The sequence below is a fragment of the Cellulosimicrobium sp. 4261 genome, assembly GCF_040546915.1.
In the GTDB taxonomy this organism is placed as follows: domain Bacteria; phylum Actinomycetota; class Actinomycetes; order Actinomycetales; family Cellulomonadaceae; genus Cellulosimicrobium; species Cellulosimicrobium cinnabarinum.
This window is the reverse complement of the sequence record NZ_JBEPOQ010000002.1, coordinates 56,867-74,069: the sequence shown is the minus strand read 5'-3', so window position 1 is coordinate 74,069 and position 17,203 is coordinate 56,867. Positions and strand designations below refer to the sequence as shown.

Genomic DNA, 17,203 nt, shown 5'->3' with positions numbered 1-17,203 from the left:
CAGCATGAACCCCCACCACGACCCGTCCCGCGTGCCCGGGGTCGGCGCATGAGCGTCGTCCCGGCAGCGGACCGGATCTACCACGAGCTGCGCCGCCGGATCATCTTCACCGAGCTGCGCCCCGGCGAGGAGATCGACGTCACCGAGACGGCGTCCGAGTTCGGGACGTCGCGCACGCCGGTGCGCGACGCGCTGCACCGCCTCGACCACGACGGCCTCGTGGACGTGCGGCCGCGCGCCCTGTGCCGCGTCGCCCCGGTCACCCTCAAGACGCTCGTCGACGTGCTCGACGTCCGCGAGGCGACGGGACCGATGGCGACGCGTCTCGCGGCCGCCCACGCGAGCCCGGCCGAGGTCGACGAGCTCGCGGCCATCGCCGAGGGCACGTACCCGCAGGCGCAGGACGTGCAGTCGATCCTGTCGGCGTCGCACCTGTTCCACTGCCGGGTCGCGAAGTACTCGCGCAACCCGCGCCTGCACGCGATCACCGAGCTCGCGCTCGAGGACCTGGAGCGGGCGTTCCGGCTCTGCGGGCGCCAGCCCTTGGAGCCCGGGCCGCCGCTCGACGACCACCGGCTCCTCATCGAGGCGCTCCGTGCGGGCGACGGAGAGCGCGCCGCCCGGCTCGAGCTCGAGCACATCCGCCGCGGCCGCAGCGTCGTCATGGGCCTCGCGATCGACTCCGGGGCGTTCTTCGGCGACGACTGACCGGCTGCCCACGCGCGACGACCCGCACGTCCCGCCCGCCCCACCCGCACGACCCGACCTACCCCGACCACCCGAGAGGACCGCCGTGCCCGCCACCCCCACCGTGCGCGTCGACGCCGCGGACGCCCGTGCCCGGGCCCGCGCGGCGCTCGCCGCCCACGACCCCGCCGACGCCGACCTCGCGGCCCGCGCCGTCGTGGCGGGGGACGCGTCGGGGTGGCCCGAGTTCGGTCTGGCGCTCCTCGTCCGCGAGCTGCGGGACGCGAGCGCGCGGACGACGGGGCGGGCCCGGCCCGCGGGGCCGGCCGTCGTCGTGACCGGGGCGACCGCGACGCTGGACGCGCACGACCTCCCCGGGCCGGTCGCGCTCGCCGCCGCGGTCCGCCAGGCCGCGGAGCTCGCGCGCGGGCTCGGCGTCGGCGTCGTCGCCGTGCGCCACGCGGGCGGCACGGGGCGCGTCGGCGCGTACGTCCGCGCGCTCGCCGAGGACGGGCTGGTCGGGGTCGCGCTCGCGCAGTCCCCGGCCACCGTCGCCCCGTACGGCGGGACCGCTCCCGTGGTCGGCACGAACCCGCTCGCCGTGGCGGTGCCGCGGGCCGGGCGGGGTCGCGCGCTCGTCGTCGACGCCGCGACGAGCGCCGTCACGCTCGCCGACGCGCGGCGCCGCGCCCGGGAGGGCACGCCCCTGCCCGACGGCGCGGCCCTCGGCCCCGACGGCGAGCCCACCCGGGACGCGAGTGCCGTCGGTGCGCTGCTCCCGGCCGGTCTGCTCGGGTCCCTGCTCGGGCTCACCGTGGAGGCGCTCGCCGGGCTGGTGACGGGCGGACGCGGCGACGCCGTGGGGCGCGGGCTCTGGGTGCTCGCGCTCGACCCCCGCGCGTTCGGCGCCGACGACCTCGCCGACCGGGCCGACCGCCTCGGCGACGACTGGACCCGCGCCGGCGGCCGCGTCCCGGGCGCCCGGCCGGACGCGGAGGCGTTCGACGTCGACCGCGACGTCTGGGACGCGCTGGACCCGGCGACGGGAGGCACGTCGTGACGCTCCGGCTCACCGTCAGCCCCGCCGACGACCTGCTCGACGTCGCCCGCCGCATCGAGGTGAGCGGCGCCGCACCCGGCGCGCTCGTCACGGTCCGCGCGACGACGGACCGCGCCGGGACCGCCTGGTCCGCCCGCGCGACCTACCGCGCGGACCGGGCCGGCACGGTCCGGCTCGACCGCGACCCGCCGATGACCGGCGACTACGGCCGCGTCGACGGGATGGCGCTCCTCACGTCCCAGCGGCCCGGCCCGACGCCCGGCACGGCCCCCGGCCGGCCCGCCGCGACCGACGTCGCGCGCCCGCTGCGCACGCGCCTCGAGGCGTGGGACGAGTCCGACGCCGCACAGCGCGCGACGGCCGACCTCGTGCAGCGCTGGACCGGGCCGGGGGTGCGACGGCGCGAGGTCCGCGAGGACGGCCTCGTCGGCACGCTCTTCGTGCCGCCGGGCGACGGTCCGCACCCGACGATCGTCGTGCTCAACGGCTCGGGCGGCGGCATCAACGAGCAGCGCGGCGCGCTCTACGCGTCGCGCGGGGTGCAGGCGCTCGCGCTCGGGTACTTCGGCGCGCCCGGGCTGCCCGACCACGTCACCCGCACGCCGCTGGAGTACTTCGAGACCGCGCTGCGCCACGTGCACCGCGAGCTCGCGCCGCGCGCCGGCGTCGTCGTGGTGAGCGGCCAGTCGCGGGGCGGCGAGCTCGCGCTCCTGCTGGGCGCCACCTACCCGGGCCTGGTGGGCGCCGTCGTCGCCTACGTGCCCGGGGCCCACGTGCACGGCGCCCAGGGCGCCGCGGACCCCGCCCAGGGGTGGGACTCCCCCACGTGGACGCTCGGCGGCGAGGCGCTCCCGCACCTGTGGCAGGACAACCCGGGCGTGACGTGGCAGCCGTGGACCGGCGGGCCGCCCCCGGACCGGTACCGCGACGTCTACGTCGACGGGCTGCGCGACCGCGGGTTCGCCGCCCGGTCGCGCATCCCCGTCGAGCGTATCGCGGGCCCCGTCGCGTGCGTCTCCGGCATGGCCGACGGGCTGTGGCCGTCGAGCATGTACGCGCGCCAGGTCGTCGAGACGCTGCGCGCCGCGGGCCACGCGCACGAGACGCTGCTGCTCGACTACCCCGACGCGGGCCACTCGATCGCCCTGCCGCACCTCCCCGTCGCGCAGGGCCCGACCCGCCACCCCGTCTCCGGCATCGAGCTCTCGGCCGGCGGGACCCCCGCGGGCAACGCGTACGCCGACGCCGACTCGTTCGCGCAGGTGTGCGCCTTCGTGGAGCGCGCGACGCGCGTGCCCTGACCTGCACCCTCCGACCCCGATCCTGACCCGACCCATCGACGAGAGGACCGACATGTCCGCAGTGAGCGCCGAGTACCGCCAGGAGTGGGAGCGGTGGCACCGCGCCCGGATCGACGAGCTGACGAGCCCGTACGGGTGGATGTCCATGGTCAGCCAGGACTGGCTGACGGGTGCCGAGCCGCTCCAGGTCGAGGGCGTGCCCGGCACGTGGTCGGTCCAGGACGACGAGGTCGTGTACACGCCCGACGGCAGCGGCGAGACCGTGACGCTCGACGGCGCCCCCGTGACGGCACCGACGCCCGTGTCGACCGGTCACAAGTACTCCCTCGTGCCCGCGTTCTACGGCGACCTGCGCGTCGAGACCATCCGTCGCACCGACGCGACCGGACGCCAGATCTTCGGCGTGCGCGTCCGCGACCCGCGCGAGGCGGCCCGCAAGCGCCTCGACGACATCGAGACGTTCCCGCTCGACGAGCGCTGGGTCCTCCCGGCGCGGTTCACGCGGACGGCGGAGCACGCGTCGGACTACCCGACGGTCGAGCGCGGGGTGTTCGAGGAGCAGCGCGTGATCGGCACCGTGACGTTCACCCTGGACGGGACGGAGCACACGCTCCTCGTCGCGGGGCGCCCGGACGACGACACGGGCATCGAGCGCGGCAACGCGCACTTCACCGACACCACGAGCGGCAAGGAGACGTACGGCAACGGTCGGCTCGTGCGCGTCCCCGACACCGAGCGGGACGGTGACACCGTGGTCGACTTCAACCGCGCCTTCTCCTTCCCGTGCGCGTTCACGAACTTCGTCACGTGCCCGCTCGCCCCGGCGCAGAACCGGCTCCCGGTCGCGGTGACCGCGGGCGAGAAGAAGCCGCCGCTCCAGATCGACCGCGTCCAGACCTTCGCGCAGGCGTCCTGACCCGTCCGCGCGACGCCCCGACGGCGGGCGACCGGCACGTCCGGTCGCCCGCCGTCGGCGTCCGGGCGGCCTCCCGGGCGCCGCGCGGACCGATCCCTTGACACTCGGAAAGCGCTTCCCTACGCTGCGAGAGTCGCGCACACGGACGTGCCGCTCGAGAGCAGGACGGGAGAGCAGGACGCGGCGACCGCTGAGGTCACCGACCGTGCGCCCGGCCCGGACGGCCCTCGCCGCAACGACGCGGGGACGAGGACCGACGGCGTGCAGGAGGGCCGGCCCGGCGGCGGACGCCCGGCGGGTCGGTCGCATGACAGCGCTAACCAGCGTCGTGCCAGCACCATCCGACGAAGTGGAGCAGACGATGACGTCTACGCATGCGAGCCGACGAGGCAGGGCGGCGCTCGCCCTGTCCCTCGCGGCCGTCCTGGGAGGGACCCTCCTCGGACCCCCGGCGGCCGCGGAGGAGGCCGCGGACGAGTTCAGCGAGGTCCTCAGCTTCGAGTCCTACCAGCGCACCGCCCTGAACGGCCAGGACGGCTGGTCCGCCTCCTCCGCCGCCCGGGTCGTCGCCGACCCGCTCAACGGCAACAACCAGGTGCTCGAGATGGTCGGGGGGACCCAGCGGGCCCACCGCGCCGTCCCCGGCATCGCCGACGGGACGACCGGCACCGTGTTCTTCCGCTTCCTGCGCTCCGGGAGCGTCGACACGTCGTTCGGGATCACCGACCTCGACGCGCCGTCCGACTACGCGCACAGCCGCGCGTACGTGAACAACCAGAACAACGACGTCATGCTCGTACGCGACGGCGGCGCCTTCAAGCCCGCGGGCGTGTGGTCGCGCGACACGTGGCAGTGCGTCTGGATCGTCGCGGACAACGCGACCGACAAGGTCAGCGTGTACAGCCAGGGCGGCCCCTACGAGGAGGTCACGCGGCTGCCCGCGGGCACCGAGCAGCAGTTCGGCTTCCGGCAGGCCGTGAGCGGCGCGCTCGACCGCTTCTTCTGGATCAACGGCGCGAGCAGCGCGGGCAGGCTCCTGCTCGACGACGTCGCGGTCGACACGACCGGGCAGAACCTCGCCGTCCCGACCGGCAACCCGGCCGACTGCGCCGGGGGCGGCACCGCGCCGAGCGAGCCGCTGCTCAACCCGCTGCCGGACCCGACGCCGTCGACCCTCGGCATCGAGGTGACCGAGCTGGCCCAGCTCCCCGAGTCGTCGACGACACCGGCGACGCAGGACCAGCGCCTCGTGCGGCACAACCGGATCACGCACCTCGACGAGATCCCGGACGGCTCCGGCCGCCTCATGGTGCCGGACAACAACGCGGTGCTCTACACGGTCGACAAGGACACCGGGGAGCACGTGGCGTACCTCGACGTGCGCCAGCAGTTCCTCGACAACTTCCACAACAGCGCGGGCCTCGGGACCGGACTCGGCTCCGCCGAGTTCCACCCCGACTTCGCCGAGAACGGCCTGTTCTACACGGTGCACACCGAGGGCGGCACCGCGCTGACGCAGGACACGCCGGACTACCCGGCGTACGGCAACACGCAGTTCCACAGCGTCGTCACGGAGTGGAAGGCCACCGACCCGTCCGCACCGGTCTTCGCGGGCACGAGCCGCGAGGTCCTGCGCGTGCCGTTCGCCGGCCGCGTGCACACGGTGCAGCAGATCGCGTTCAACCCCACGGTGACCGAGGGTGACGCCGACTACGGAAACCTCTACGTCCTCGTGGGCGACGGCGGCAACGGCGTCGGCAACGGCAACCCGCAGGACCTCGCGACGCCGCAGGGCAAGGTCTTCCGCATCGACCCGCTCGGCGACGACAGCGCCAACGGGAGATACGGGATCCCCGCGGACAACCCGTTCGTCGGCACCCCCGGGGCGCTGCCCGAGATCTACGCCCTCGGCCTGCGCGACCCGCACCGCATCAGCTGGGACCCCGAGGGCGACCACACGATGTACCTCGGGCACATCGGCGAGTGGCAGGTCGAGTCGGTGTACGCCGTCGAGCCGGGCGACAACTTCGGCTGGTCCGTGCGCGAGGGACCGTTCCTCGCGGACAACCGGCAGATCTTCCCCCTGCCCGCCGACGACGCGCAGCACGGCTTCACCTACCCCGTCGCCGCGTACGACCACAACCGCGACCCGGGCCAGACCGGCGACGCGGGCGTCGCGCTCAACGGCGGCTTCGTGTACCGCGGGGACATCCCGGAGCTGCGCGGCCGCTACCTGTTCACCGACCTCGTGCGCGGGTGGGTCCTGGGCACCGAGGCCGACGAGATGGTCCGGAACGACGGCGACCCGGCCGACCTCGCCGAGATCGAGCACCTGCGCGTGTTCGCCGACGGCGCGGAGACGACGTTCCAGGAGCTCGTCGGCGACCAGCGGGTCGACCTGCGGTTCGGCGCGGACGCCGACGGGGAGCTGTACCTCGTCTCGAAGGCGAACGGGAAGATCTGGAAGGTGACCGGCGCGCGGCGCGCGACGGCCGCCTCCCCCGTCGCGCTGCCCGAGCTCGCCCCGAACCTCGTCGCGCACTACGACTTCGACCACCCCGTCCCGGGTGCGCCGACGTGGGAGGCGGACCAGGGCTGGTCGGGGACCGACATCGAGCTCGTCAACGGCGGCGTCGAGATGCGCGTGGCGGACCGGGCCTACCCCGGTGCGGGCGAGGCGCTCCAGACGCAGCAGATGAGTCCCCGGACGGCGTCGAACGACGACTGGAAGGCCGGCGTCTACGACCCCGACGGCGTCGACTCCCTCGGTGCGTTCGCCGGGGCGGACGAGATCTCCGTGATGGGCTGGTTCAAGCCGACCGGCGAGCACCCCGCCCTCAACTCGGGCACGGCGAACCCCGACGACCGCTACAACGCGATCGGGCTCGCCGGAGTCCTGACCGGGACGTCGGACGGGCACGCGGTGCGCGCGCTGCTCGAGGTCATCACGGTGGACGGCGAGCTGCGGCTCGTCGCGCTCGGGCGCCGCCTCGACGGCGGCGGCTCGTGGACGTTCGCGGCCGACCTGCCGTGGGACCAGATCCTCCAGCGCAACCAGTGGGTGCACCTCGCCGCGACGTTCGACTTCGCGGGCGGGGAGATGAAGCTGTACCGCAACGGCGAGGAGCTCGAGGGCCGGTACACGGCCTCGAACCCGTGGGGCGCGGGCGCGACGTCGCCCACCGACCCCGCGGGGATCAAGATCGGCGGGAGCTTCCCGCAGGACACGCGCGAGGCGAACCCGTTCCACGGCCGCATGGACGACCTCATGTTCCTCGACGTCGTCCCGACGCCCGAACAGGTCGCCGCGCAGTACGCGCTGTTCGGCGCCCAGCCGGTCGAGCCTCCGGCGCCGCCGTCGTGCGCGCCGGCGGGCGAGCCGATCACCGACGTCCTCGGTGCCGACCACTGGGCGCCGCGCACGCCGTCGAAGTGGCAGTTCCCGGGCGACGCGGTCGTGCTCGCGCAGGCGGGCGACAACCCGAACGACGGCATCCGCCGTCCGTTCGAGTACGCGGTCCTCACCGAGGGCCCCGAGCTCGGGTCGTTCGCGCTCGACGCCGAGGTGCGGCTCGACGCCCCCGCGTCCGTGAACAACCGCGACGTGATCGTGGTGTTCGGCTGGCAGTCGGACACGCAGTACTACTACGCGCACCTGTCGCAGGACAACACGATCTACGCGCACAACGGCATCTTCAAGGTCGACGGCAAGGACCGGGAGCGGATCGACGACCAGTGGGACGGCGCCGTCGGGGCTCCCCCGGCGGTCACCGACGAGGAGTGGCACGACGTGCGCGTCGTGCGCTGCGCGGACAGCGGCGACGTCGCCGTCTACGTCGACGGGCTCGACACACCGCTCCTCACCGCGAACGACACGACGTTCGGCACGGGCCGCGTCGGGTTCGGCTCGTTCGACAACACCGGCAGCCTGCGCGACCTCGTCGTCACGCCGGCGCAGGAGCCGGCCGGCGTGGCGCTCGACGTCGTCGTGACGCCGCGGTGCCTCGCGGGCAAGGCGTACCTCGCGGTCGCGGCGACGAACGCGTCCGACGTCGTGGCGGACGTGACGCTCACGACGGCGTTCGGGTCGCGCACGGTCGCGGGCGTCGCGCCCGGGGCGGCGGCCTACCAGTCGTTCGCCACGCGCGCGACGACGCTCGACGCAGGGGCCGTCACCGTGTCCGCCACGGCGACGGTCGACGGCGAGGAGGTGACGAGCGAGGAGGTGGTCGAGCACGCGGCGCACGCCTGCGGCTGACGCGCACCTGAGCACCTGAGCTGACGACCCGAGCCGCCCCGGCTCCCACGGCTGCGTCCGACCAGCCTGCGGGACCGGGGCGGCTCTGCGCCCGGTGTCACCCCGCCGTCAGCACCGCCACGCCGCGCCGCAGGGCGAGCACGACCGCGCCCGCGACGAAGTAGTCCCGGTCGTCCTCGCGGCGCGCCGCCCGGACGCCGTCGTGCAGCTCCTGCGTCCGCGCGGAGACCTCGCGCAGCGCCTCCGCGTCGGCGGGCTCCGTGCCGACGGACCGCAGCGCACCGGCGTAGGCGTCCAGGGCACGGGCCGTGAGCGGCCGCAGGCGGGCGCCGAGCGCGAGGTCGTCGCGGTCCTCGCGCTCCCACTCGACGAGCAGCCGCACGAGCGACCCGACGACGCCGGCCGACCCCTCGAGCTCCTGCGCGCGCCGCACCTGCGACGCGGCCCAGTCGCGGTGGCGACGCAGCCGGATGTTGGCGCGCGCGGCCTCCCGTGTCCGCGCGACGGCGTCGCGCGCGCGGGTGAGCGTCGGCTCCACCTCGCGCCGTCGCTCCTCCCACTCCTCCGCCGACGGCGGGCGCTCGCCCGCGAGACCGTCGCCGAGCGCCTCGACCTGGTCGACGAGCGTGTCGCGCAGCCCGTCGAGGGCCTCCTCGGTCGGGGTGAGGGGCAGCGGGGGCACGAGCAGGTTGATGACGACGCCGATGCCCGCACCCACGACGACGAGACCGGCGTACGCGCCGACGAACTCGACCTTCGCGTCGTTGCCGATGATGAGCACGAACAGGGCCGACGTGACCGCCCACGTGCCCATCTCGCCGAACCGCCGCCAGCCCGCGCACAGGAGCGCGAGGCCCACGACGAGCGCCACGGACAGCGCGCTCGGGGCGAGGACGAGGTCGACGCCGCGGGCGATCGCCGCGCCGACGAGGATCGCGAGGATCGCCTGGGCCGACTCGCGGACGGAGCGCGCGAGCGTGCTCGTCGTCGCGACGACCGCGCCGAGCGGGGCGTAGTAGGGGTACTCGGAGAACGGGGCCGGGGCGAGCACCCCGACGTACCACGCGACCGCCGCCGCGAGCGCGCCCTTGACGGCCAACGACCACCGGGGGTGGCGCACCCACTGCCGCTGCGCCGCCGCGACCGCCCGGCGCGCCCGCGTGCCGGCCTCCACGACCCGGGGCGCCCGGGCCGCGAGCGGGGTCCGACCCGTGCTGCTCTCGTCTCGTGCCACGGCACGAGGGTGCCCCGCCCGGCGGGCACCCGCACGCGCGCCCTCCCACCCGGGTGCTCGACGACCGGGCACGAGCGACGGTTCGACGTGTGAGCGGGCAGAGCCGGTGCTTCACTGGCGGCGTCGGTGCAGCCAGACGCCGACGCGCGCGAGCGGTGGTCACCGCCACGGCCTCTCGCTCGGTCGCCTCCGGGACAGCTCGGGGGACGCGATCCAGCGCGACGCTCCGACACCCGTCGACCCGCGCCGCCCCCGCGAGCGAGACGCAACGGAAGGCCGTCGCCCCGGCCGGCGGCACACCCCTCACGCACCACCCACGGAAGGACGGCAGCACCATGCGAGCACTGACCTGGCAGGGACGCGAGAAGGTGAGCGTCGAGGACGTGCCCGACCCCCGGATCGAGCAGCCCACGGACGCGATCGTGCGCGTCACGTCGACCGCGATCTGCGGCTCAGACCTGCACCTGTACGGGGTGCTCGGGATGTTCCTCGACGCCGGCGACGTCCTGGGCCACGAGACCATGGGCGTCGTCGAGGAGGTCGGGCCCGAGGCGGGGAACCTCCGGGTCGGCGACCGCGTCGTCGTCCCGTTCAACATCGCGTGCGGGCACTGCTGGATGTGCGAGCGCGGCCTGCAGACCCAGTGCGAGACGACGCAGGTCCGGTCGCAGGACAAGGGCGCCGCGCTCTTCGGGTACACGAAGCTCTACGGCCAGGTGCCCGGCGGCCAGGCCCAGTACCTGCGCGTGCCGCAGGCCCAGTACGGGCCGGTCGTCGTGCCCGACGACGGCTCCCCGGACGAGCGGTACCTCTACCTGTCCGACGTGCTGCCCACCGCGTGGCAGGCCGTCGAGTACGCCGACGTGCCGCCCGGCGGCACGGTCGTGGTGCTGGGGCTCGGCCCGATCGGCCAGATGTCCGCGCGGATCGCGCTGCACCGCGGCGCGTCCCGCGTCGTCGGGATCGAGCGAGTCCCGGAGCGGCGGGCGATGGCCGAGCGCCACGGCGTCGAGACCCTCGACCCGTCGGCGGTCGACGACCTCGTCGGCGCGGTGCGCGACCTCACGTCCGGCCGCGGCGCGGACTCGGTCATCGACGCCGTCGGGATGGAGGCGCACGGCTCCCCCGTCGCCGAGGCCACCCAGAAGGTCGTCGGCGTCCTGCCCGACGTCCTCGCCGCGCCCCTCACGGAGCGCGCCGCGACCGACCGCCTCGCGGCCCTCTACACCGCGATCGACCTCGTCCGCCGCGGCGGCACGATCTCGATCTCCGGCGTCTACGGCGGGGCGAAGGACCCCCTGCCCATGATGCAACTCTTCGACAAGCAGGTGACGCTGCGCATGGGGCAGGCGAACGTGCGGCGCTGGACCGACGACGTCCTCCCCCTCGCCGCCGACGTCTCCGACCCGCTCGGCGTGCTGGACCTCCGGACGCACCGGCTGCCGCTCGAGTCGGCCCCGGACGCGTACCGCACGTTCCAGCGCAAGGAGGACGGCTGCATCAAGGTCGTGCTCGACCCGTGGGCCTGACCACCGTCGACGCGGTCGTGGTCGGCGCGGGGCCCAACGGCCTCGTCGCCGCGAACGCGCTCGTCGACGCGGGGTGGGACGTGCTCGTGCTCGAGGCGCAGGACACGTACGGCGGCGCGGTCCGCTCCGCCGAGGTCGCGGCACCGGGGTACGAGACGGACCTCTTCAGCGCGTTCTACCCGCTCGCGGCGGGGTCGCCGGTGATCCGGGGCCTGCACCTGGAGGAGCACGGGCTCACGTGGTCCCGCGCCCCGGACGTCCTCGCGCACGCGCTGGACGACGGCGGTGCCGCCGTCCTGCGCGCCCGTGCCGAGGACACCGCCGCCGGGCTCGAGGAGGTCGCGCCCGGTGACGGCGACGCGTGGCTCGAGCTCGTGGCCGGGTGGGACCGCGTGCGCGACCCGCTCCTCGACGCGCTCTTCAGCCCGCTCCCGGCGGCCGGGCCGGTGCTGCGCGTGCTGCGCCGGCTCGGCGCGGCGGGCACGCTCGACCTCGCCCGGCTCGCCGTCCTGCCCGTGCGCCGCCTCGCCGACGAGACGTTCCGCGGCGAGGGCGGCGGCCTGCTGCTCACGGGCAACGCGATGCACGCCGACGTCCCGCCCGACGCCGCGGGCAGCGGCGTGTTCGGCTGGCTGCTCGCCATGCTCGGCCAGGACGTCGGCTTCCCGGTCCCCGCCGGCGGGGCCGGCCGGCTCCCCGACGCGCTCGTCTCGCGGCTCCGCGCCCGCGGCGGTGAGGTCGTCACGGGCGCGCGGGTCGAGCGGGTGCACGTGGTGCGCGGCCGCGCGGTCGGCGTGAGCACGGCCGACGGGAGGCACGTGCGCGCCCGCCACGCCGTGCTCGCCGACGTCAGCGCGCCCGCGCTCTACCTCGACCTCGTCGGCGCCGACCGGCTCCCGGCACGGCTCGTGCGCGACCTCGGCCGGTTCCAGTGGGACCACCCGACCGTGAAGGTGAGCTGGGCGCTCGACCGGCCGGTCCCGTGGACCGCGCCCGGGGCGCGCGGGGCGGGCACGGTGCACCTCGGCGTCGACCGGGCGGGGTTCGTCGACGTCGCGGCCTCGCTCTCGCGCGGCCACGTCCCCGAGCGGCCCTTCCTCGTCCTCGGGCAGATGACGACCTCGGACCCCACGCGGTCGCCCGCGGGCACCGAGTCGGCGTGGGCGTACACGCACGTGCCGCACGGCGTGCCGTGGACGCGCGAGCGCGTCGCGGACGAGGTGCGTCGCGTGGAGGACGCGGTCGAGCGCGTCGCTCCCGGCTTCTCCGACGCGGTCGTGGGCCGGTTCGTGCAGACCCCGGCCGACCTGGAGGCGGCCGACGCGAACCTCGCGGGCGGGGCGATCAACGGCGGCACCTCCGCCGTGCACCAGGAGCTGTTCCTGCGCCCGACGCCCGGACTCGGCCGCCCGGAGACGCCCGTCGCGTCGCTCTACCTCGCGAGCGCGTCCGCCCACCCCGGCGGCGGCGTCCACGGGGCGTGCGGGTGGAACGCGGCGCGCGCCGCGCTCGCCGCCGCCGGACCGCGCGGGTCGCTGCGCCGCGCGCTCGTGCGCACCGCGTGGGCACGGCTGCTGCGCGACCCCTGACCCGGCGCGCCGCCGGCACGATCCGCGAGCGCTACGGGTTCCGGCGCTCCGCGAGGTACGCGAGCCGCCGCAGGGCCTCGACGTTCCGGGGGCCGATCACCGCGCTCCGGAGCGGCCGGGGCACGAGCGTGCCCGGACCCTTCTCGGCGTCCTCGGTGATGCGCACGGTGCAGCCCTGCTCCGTCGGGCGCACCTCGATCCGCACGCGCGCCTCGCCCGCGGGCCAGCCGCGCGCCTGGAGGTCGATCCCCCGGTCCGGGTCCCAGGCGCGCACGACCGTCTCGTCGTCGAGCAGCGCGGGCCACAGCCCGACCGAGTGGAGGATCCTCGAACCCGGCGCGGGCCAGGAGTCGTCGACGGCGCGGATCCGCGCCGTCCCGACGACCCACGTCGAGTACGACCAGCCGTCCGCGAGGACGCCGAGCACCGCGTCGGAGGGGCATCGCACGGCCCGAGTGACGGTCACCATGAGGCGACGCTAGTCGCGCGCCCCGCACTGGCAACCGCTCGCGCCCACCGCGACTCCGCGCGAGCGCGAGGCACCCCCCGTAGCGTGGGGGACCTGCCCACGACACCGTGGGCGGCCACGTCCAGGAAGGGAGGGCGCGATGGGCATCGCCGGCTTTCCCCAGGAGTTCGCGGACCGGGCCGCGACGATCCTCGGCCACGGCCTCGAGGTCAGCGTGACGATGCGCCAGGCCGGGGTGAGCGTGCGCGCGGGCAGCAGCACCGAGGCCGCCGCGCGCTGCGACCAGGCCGAGGCGCTCGACGGCCGCGGCCCGTGCATCGACGCGATGGACCACGGAGGACGTCGCGTCATCGCGTCCGTGGCGGACGCCCCCGGGTGGGAGCGCTGGTCGCGCCAGTGCGTCGAGGAGGGCTTCGTCACGGCGGCCGCCGTCCCCGCCGCCGTCACGGCCGACGTCGCCGTCGCGCTCAACCTGTACTCGCGCGCGCCCGACCCCTGGACGCCGGAGCTCCTGACGGCGGCCGACGCGTTCGCGCAGCTCGTCGCGTCGGCGGTCGGCCTCCGCCTCGAGCTCGCGGCGCTCGAGGACTCGACCGCGGGCTTCTACCGGGACATGTCCGACGCCGTGGCGACCGAGCGCGCCGTCGGGGCGATCATGCAGACGAACCGGTGCTCCGCCGACGAGGCCCGCCGCATCATCGACTCGGCGTCCCGGCACCGGAACGTGAGCCCGCGCGAGGTCGCGGAGTCCCTCCTGCGCGCGCTCGTCGTGGAGGACGCGCCGGACCCCGCCGACGACGACCCGGGCCTCCCGTGAGCGTCCCCCACGACGCCGACGGGGCGCACGCGCACGACCGCCGCACCGTCCTGTCGGGCGTCCTGTTCGGTGCCGGGATCGCGGCGTCGATCATCGACCTGTTCGTGTTCCACCTGGGCCTGCAGTGGCACCACTTCTACGACCTGTCGACGACCCAGGTGGCGCTCGCCGCCGACGGCGTCTTCCACGCGGTGGGCTGGTTCGTCACCGTCTGGGGTCTGTTCCTGCTCGCCGACGTACGCCGCCGCACGGAGGTGTCGTGGTCACGGTGGGTCGGGGCCGTGGTCGTCGGCGTCGGGGGCTTCCAGCTCCTCGACGGCGTCCTCAACCACAAGATCCTCGGGATCCACCAGATCCGGTTCGGCGTCGACCTCCTGGTGTACGACGTCGTGTGGATCGGGACGGCGGTCGTCGCGCTCGCCGTCGGGCTCGTGGTCCTGCGCCGCGCGCGGCCCGCTCGTGCAGGCGCCGCCGGGACCGCGTGATGCCTCCGCACGACCACGTCGCGAGCGGCGGGCCCGCCCTGCTGACGGTCGTCGCCGTCGTCGCCCTCGCCGTGGGCGCTGCGGCGTACGCCGCCGGGCTGCGGGCGGCCCGGTCGCGCAGCCCCTGGCCCGTGCGGCGCACGCTGTCCTGGTACGCGGGGCTCGTGAGCGCGGGCGTGGCGGTCGTCGGGCCGCTCGCGGACGCGTCGCGGTCGAGCTTCACGGCCCACATGGCCGGGCACGTCCTGCTGGGCATGCTCGCACCGCTGCTCCTCGTGCTCGCCGCGCCGGTGTCGCTGCTCCTGCGTGCCCTGCCGCCCGCCCGGGCGCGGCGCGTCGCCGCGGTGCTGCGCTCCCCCGTGCCGCGCGTCGTCGGGCACCCGGTGATCGCCGGCCTCCTCGACGCGGGCGGGCTCTGGCTCCTGTACACGACGGGACTCTTCCACCTCGCCCACACCTCCCCGGTCGTGGGCGTCGTCGTGCACGCGCACGTCCTGCTCGCGGGCTGGTTGTTCACCGCGTCCCTCGTCGGACCGGACCCGCACCCGTCCCGCGCGTCCTTCCGGGTGCGCGCGGGCGTGCTCGTCGCCTTCGTCGCCGCCCACTCCGTGCTCGCGAAGTGGCTCTACGCCCACCCGCCGGCGGGCGTCTCCCCCGCCGACGCGCGCACCGGCGGGCAGCTCATGTACTACGCGGGCGACGTCGTCGACGTCGCGCTCATGGTGCTCCTCGTGGCCGGGTGGTACGCGGCGACGCGGCCCCGGGAGGTCCCGGTCGCGCGCGGCCGCCCGCGGCCCGGCCTCGCGTGACGGCGCCTGCTCGACGACGCCTGCTCGACGACGCGGGCGCGCGGGCCCGGCCGTGGGCGGGCGGCTCCTCACGTCCCGTCGTCGCCCGGGTCGAACGCCTCCCGGTACAGCCGACCCGCCTCCTCGACGACCCGCGGGTCGAGCGACGCGGCCGGGACGACGTCCACCAGGAGCGGCTCGCTGTCCGGGCCGCGCCCCGCGACCTCTCCCGTGAGGAGCCACGGGAACCGCTCCGGCGTCATGAGGTGCGCGTACTGGCAGAGCTGGCGCGCCACCCAGTGCTCCACCGGGCGCTCCCACCACGGCTCGGGCGTCAGCGGGTTGACGCTGAGACCGGGCAGCAGGCACCCGCTCTCGTGGTCGCGGCTCACGCTCTCGGCGTCCTGCTCAGGACCGCCGCTGAACCGCACGTAGAGGGGGCGCACCACCTCCACGAGCTCGGCGACCTCCGCGAGGCTCCGCAGGCGGGGCAGCGTGTCGAGCGTGCTGGGCGCGTCGGGCATCGGGACCTCCTGGACTGGCGTCGTGCAGGCGGGGCCCCTTCTCGACTCTCCGTGACGGACGGGACCTGCCGGTCACGCCCGCCGTCCCCAGGCTACGAGGGGGTCGGCGGCCAGGCATCCCCAGGCCTGCGAGCGCCGGGAGGCCGTGCGACGGTGGCAGGACGCGCCGCTCGTGCGGGGCGCGGGAGCACCACGAAGAGCGCGACCGAGGAGGCCGACATGAGCGAGAACGACGAGCGCGGCTACGACCCCGCCGAGGACCCGGACGCCGACCCCCGGTCGCTCAACCCCCGCGAGGGGCGGCACGCGAGCGGGTCGGGGTCCGAGGACACCGACCCCGACGCCGAGCCGGGGAACGTCAACCCGCGCACCGGCGGCCAGGCGTCCGGCGACGCCTGACGCGCGGAGCACGAGGGCCCGGGTGCGGTGCACCCGGGCCCTCGCCGTGCGGTCTACGCGGCCGCGCTCGCGACGAGCCCGCCCCCGCGAGGGGCCGTCTCGCCCCGCAGCCCGAACCGCAGGCCGAGGTGGTCCATGGTCGGCGGGAGCGGGCCCCGGGCGAGGTAGCTGCCTCTCGCGACGGCGAGGTCGAGACGCGCGACACGGGCGAGCGTGTGCGCCGCCAGGAGCAGCACGCGGTCTCCTCTCAGTCCTTGTGCAGGGCGTCCTTGACGGCGCCCTTCGCCTTCTCGAGCGTCGACGGCTTGCCGGTCGTGCCGTGGAAGCGCTCGTCGGGCGTCGTGGGCGGCGGCATCGGGACGCCCGCGGGAGGCTCGGCCACGTAGGTGAACTCGCCCTTGCCGTCGGGGGTCGGGCCGCTCGCCCAGCGCCCCTCGGACGCGTGCTCGCCGTCGGAGAAGTTGATGTACTGGTAGGACACGTCGCGGTCCTCCTTCGACAGCGGGAACGTGCTGGGCACCGGGAGCTCCTCGACGCCCTCGTCGCGCAGCTCCTGCGCCGCCGCGAGCCACTGGTTCTGGTGCATCGTGTCGCGCGCGAGCAGGAACGCCAGGAGGTCCTTCACGCCGGCGTCGTCGGTCATGTGGTAGAGCCGCGCGACCTGCACGCGGCCCTGCATCTCGGCGTTCGCGTTGGCCGTGAAGTCCGCGAGCAGGTTGCCGCTCGCGGTCACGTACCCGGCCGACCAGGGGTTGCCGTTCGAGTCGACGGGCCGCGCACCGGCCCCCGCGACGATCGCGTGCTGCGGGTCGGTGCCGCCGATGATCGCCGCCACGGTCGGGTCGTCCTGGACGGCTCCCTCGACGGTGCCGACCGGCGCCTTCTCGAGGAGCTGGGCGATCATCGTCGCGAGCATCTCGACGTGCCCGAACTCCTCGGCACCGATGCCGTAGAGCAGGTCGCGGTACTTGCCGGGGAGGTGGGCGTTCCAGGACTGGAAGCCGTACTGCATGGCCACGGTGATCTCGCCGTACTGCCCGCCCAGCACCTCCTGGAGCTTGCGGGCGTAGACGGCGTCCGGGCGGTCCGGCGTGGCCTGGTGCTGGAGCTCTTGACGGTGGAAGAACATGCTCTCTCCCTCGGGAGG

The 17,203-nt window shown here is 75.6% G+C and carries 16 protein-coding genes; 11 read left to right on the top strand and 5 right to left on the bottom strand.

Going from position 1 to position 17,203, the window contains the following annotated elements; translation table 11 throughout:
- Positions 1 to 48: 48 nt before the first annotated feature.
- From ABIE39_RS02610 to ABIE39_RS02590, 5 genes are all read left to right on the top strand, one after another.
- On the top strand, positions 49 to 708 hold the full coding sequence (locus ABIE39_RS02610) for a GntR family transcriptional regulator (protein ID WP_021483335.1): 660 nt from the start codon (positions 49 to 51) through the stop codon (positions 706 to 708).
- A gap of 85 nt (positions 709 to 793) precedes the next feature.
- Entirely contained in the window at positions 794 to 1,747 is a 954-nt protein-coding gene (locus ABIE39_RS02605) for an Ldh family oxidoreductase (protein WP_186810489.1), read from the top strand.
- Positions 1,744 to 3,048: an acyl-CoA thioesterase/BAAT N-terminal domain-containing protein gene (locus ABIE39_RS02600; RefSeq protein ID WP_354050307.1), complete on the top strand. Its 1,305-nt coding sequence runs from the start codon at positions 1,744 to 1,746 to the stop codon at positions 3,046 to 3,048. Before ABIE39_RS02605 ends, ABIE39_RS02600 begins: the two co-directional genes overlap by 4 nt.
- A gap of 52 nt (positions 3,049 to 3,100) precedes the next feature.
- Entirely contained in the window at positions 3,101 to 3,964 is an 864-nt protein-coding gene (locus ABIE39_RS02595) for a DUF1684 domain-containing protein (protein ID WP_354050306.1), read from the top strand.
- A 361-nt stretch (positions 3,965 to 4,325) separates the two neighbouring features.
- Positions 4,326 to 8,222 carry a PQQ-dependent sugar dehydrogenase gene (locus tag ABIE39_RS02590; RefSeq protein ID WP_354050304.1) on the top strand — a complete coding sequence of 1,299 codons (3,897 nt, stop codon included), beginning with the start codon at positions 4,326 to 4,328 and terminating at the stop codon, positions 8,220 to 8,222.
- Positions 8,223 to 8,319: 97 nt separating this feature from the next.
- On the opposite strand, the gene ABIE39_RS02585 is transcribed toward ABIE39_RS02590, so the two are convergent.
- Positions 8,320 to 9,456 carry an FUSC family protein gene (locus tag ABIE39_RS02585; RefSeq protein WP_354050302.1) on the bottom strand — a complete coding sequence of 379 codons (1,137 nt, stop codon included), beginning with the start codon at positions 9,454 to 9,456 and terminating at the stop codon, positions 8,320 to 8,322.
- Positions 9,457 to 9,791: 335 nt separating this feature from the next.
- On the opposite strand from ABIE39_RS02585, the gene ABIE39_RS02580 reads away from it, so the two are divergent.
- Complete coding sequence (locus tag ABIE39_RS02580; protein WP_175009809.1) at positions 9,792 to 10,985, top strand: alcohol dehydrogenase catalytic domain-containing protein; 1,194 nt, start codon at positions 9,792 to 9,794, stop codon at positions 10,983 to 10,985.
- Positions 10,976 to 12,574: a phytoene desaturase family protein gene (locus ABIE39_RS02575; RefSeq protein ID WP_255437356.1), complete on the top strand. Its 1,599-nt coding sequence runs from the start codon at positions 10,976 to 10,978 to the stop codon at positions 12,572 to 12,574. Before ABIE39_RS02580 ends, ABIE39_RS02575 begins: the two co-directional genes overlap by 10 nt.
- A gap of 31 nt (positions 12,575 to 12,605) precedes the next feature.
- Here ABIE39_RS02575 and ABIE39_RS02570 read toward each other — a convergent pair whose 3' ends face one another.
- Positions 12,606 to 13,043, bottom strand: a complete 438-nt coding sequence (locus tag ABIE39_RS02570) for an SRPBCC family protein (RefSeq protein WP_209829800.1) — start codon at positions 13,041 to 13,043, stop codon at positions 12,606 to 12,608.
- A 139-nt stretch (positions 13,044 to 13,182) separates the two neighbouring features.
- Here ABIE39_RS02570 and ABIE39_RS02565 point away from each other — a divergent pair, with 139 nt between their 5' ends.
- The 3 genes from ABIE39_RS02565 to ABIE39_RS02555 are packed head-to-tail and all read left to right on the top strand — an operon-like array spanning position 13,183 to position 15,154.
- The gene (locus ABIE39_RS02565) at positions 13,183 to 13,860 is read left to right on the top strand and encodes an ANTAR domain-containing protein (protein ID WP_354050299.1); all 678 of its coding nucleotides are present in this window, start codon (positions 13,183 to 13,185) and stop codon (positions 13,858 to 13,860) included.
- Complete coding sequence (locus ABIE39_RS02560) at positions 13,857 to 14,345, top strand: DUF2243 domain-containing protein (RefSeq protein ID WP_354050297.1); 489 nt, start codon at positions 13,857 to 13,859, stop codon at positions 14,343 to 14,345. Before ABIE39_RS02565 ends, ABIE39_RS02560 begins: the two co-directional genes overlap by 4 nt.
- Positions 14,345 to 15,154 carry a cytochrome c oxidase assembly protein gene (locus tag ABIE39_RS02555; protein ID WP_175009813.1) on the top strand — a complete coding sequence of 270 codons (810 nt, stop codon included), beginning with the start codon at positions 14,345 to 14,347 and terminating at the stop codon, positions 15,152 to 15,154. Before ABIE39_RS02560 ends, ABIE39_RS02555 begins: the two co-directional genes overlap by 1 nt.
- A gap of 68 nt (positions 15,155 to 15,222) precedes the next feature.
- Here the strand turns inward: ABIE39_RS02555 and ABIE39_RS02550 are convergent, their stop codons facing one another.
- A complete protein-coding gene (locus ABIE39_RS02550; RefSeq protein WP_175009814.1) occupies positions 15,223 to 15,657 on the bottom strand; it encodes a DUF6098 family protein in 435 nt (144 codons plus the stop codon).
- 219 nt (positions 15,658 to 15,876) lie between these two features.
- Between ABIE39_RS02550 and ABIE39_RS02545 the strand changes: the two genes are divergently transcribed.
- On the top strand, positions 15,877 to 16,056 hold the full coding sequence (locus ABIE39_RS02545) for a hypothetical protein (protein ID WP_354050294.1): 180 nt from the start codon (positions 15,877 to 15,879) through the stop codon (positions 16,054 to 16,056).
- A 53-nt stretch (positions 16,057 to 16,109) separates the two neighbouring features.
- Here ABIE39_RS02545 and ABIE39_RS02540 read toward each other — a convergent pair whose 3' ends face one another.
- Positions 16,110 to 16,292, bottom strand: coding sequence for a hypothetical protein (locus ABIE39_RS02540; RefSeq protein WP_175009815.1), 183 nt, complete (start codon positions 16,290 to 16,292; stop codon positions 16,110 to 16,112).
- 11 nt (positions 16,293 to 16,303) lie between these two features.
- The gene (locus ABIE39_RS02535; RefSeq protein ID WP_209829795.1) at positions 16,304 to 17,185 is read right to left on the bottom strand and encodes a manganese catalase; all 882 of its coding nucleotides are present in this window, start codon (positions 17,183 to 17,185) and stop codon (positions 16,304 to 16,306) included.
- Between the last annotated feature and the right edge of the window lie 18 nt (positions 17,186 to 17,203).

Bases quoted from the DNA above. Each gene is read 5' to 3' on its own strand.
- ABIE39_RS02610 (WP_021483335.1), top strand. From the start codon at position 49: ATGAGCGTCGTCCCGGCAGCGGACCGGATCTACCACGAGCTGCGCCGC.
- ABIE39_RS02595 (WP_354050306.1), top strand. From the start codon at position 3,101: ATGTCCGCAGTGAGCGCCGAGTACCGCCAGGAGTGGGAGCGGTGGCAC.
- ABIE39_RS02590 (WP_354050304.1), top strand. From the start codon at position 4,326: ATGACGTCTACGCATGCGAGCCGACGAGGCAGGGCGGCGCTCGCCCTG.
- ABIE39_RS02580 (WP_175009809.1), top strand. From the start codon at position 9,792: ATGCGAGCACTGACCTGGCAGGGACGCGAGAAGGTGAGCGTCGAGGAC.
- ABIE39_RS02570 (WP_209829800.1), bottom strand. From the start codon at position 13,043: ATGGTGACCGTCACTCGGGCCGTGCGATGCCCCTCCGACGCGGTGCTC.
- ABIE39_RS02565 (WP_354050299.1), top strand. From the start codon at position 13,183: ATGGGCATCGCCGGCTTTCCCCAGGAGTTCGCGGACCGGGCCGCGACG.
- ABIE39_RS02555 (WP_175009813.1), top strand. From the start codon at position 14,345: ATGCCTCCGCACGACCACGTCGCGAGCGGCGGGCCCGCCCTGCTGACG.
- ABIE39_RS02550 (WP_175009814.1), bottom strand. From the start codon at position 15,657: ATGCCCGACGCGCCCAGCACGCTCGACACGCTGCCCCGCCTGCGGAGC.
- ABIE39_RS02545 (WP_354050294.1), top strand. From the start codon at position 15,877: ATGAGCGAGAACGACGAGCGCGGCTACGACCCCGCCGAGGACCCGGAC.
- ABIE39_RS02535 (WP_209829795.1), bottom strand. From the start codon at position 17,185: ATGTTCTTCCACCGTCAAGAGCTCCAGCACCAGGCCACGCCGGACCGC.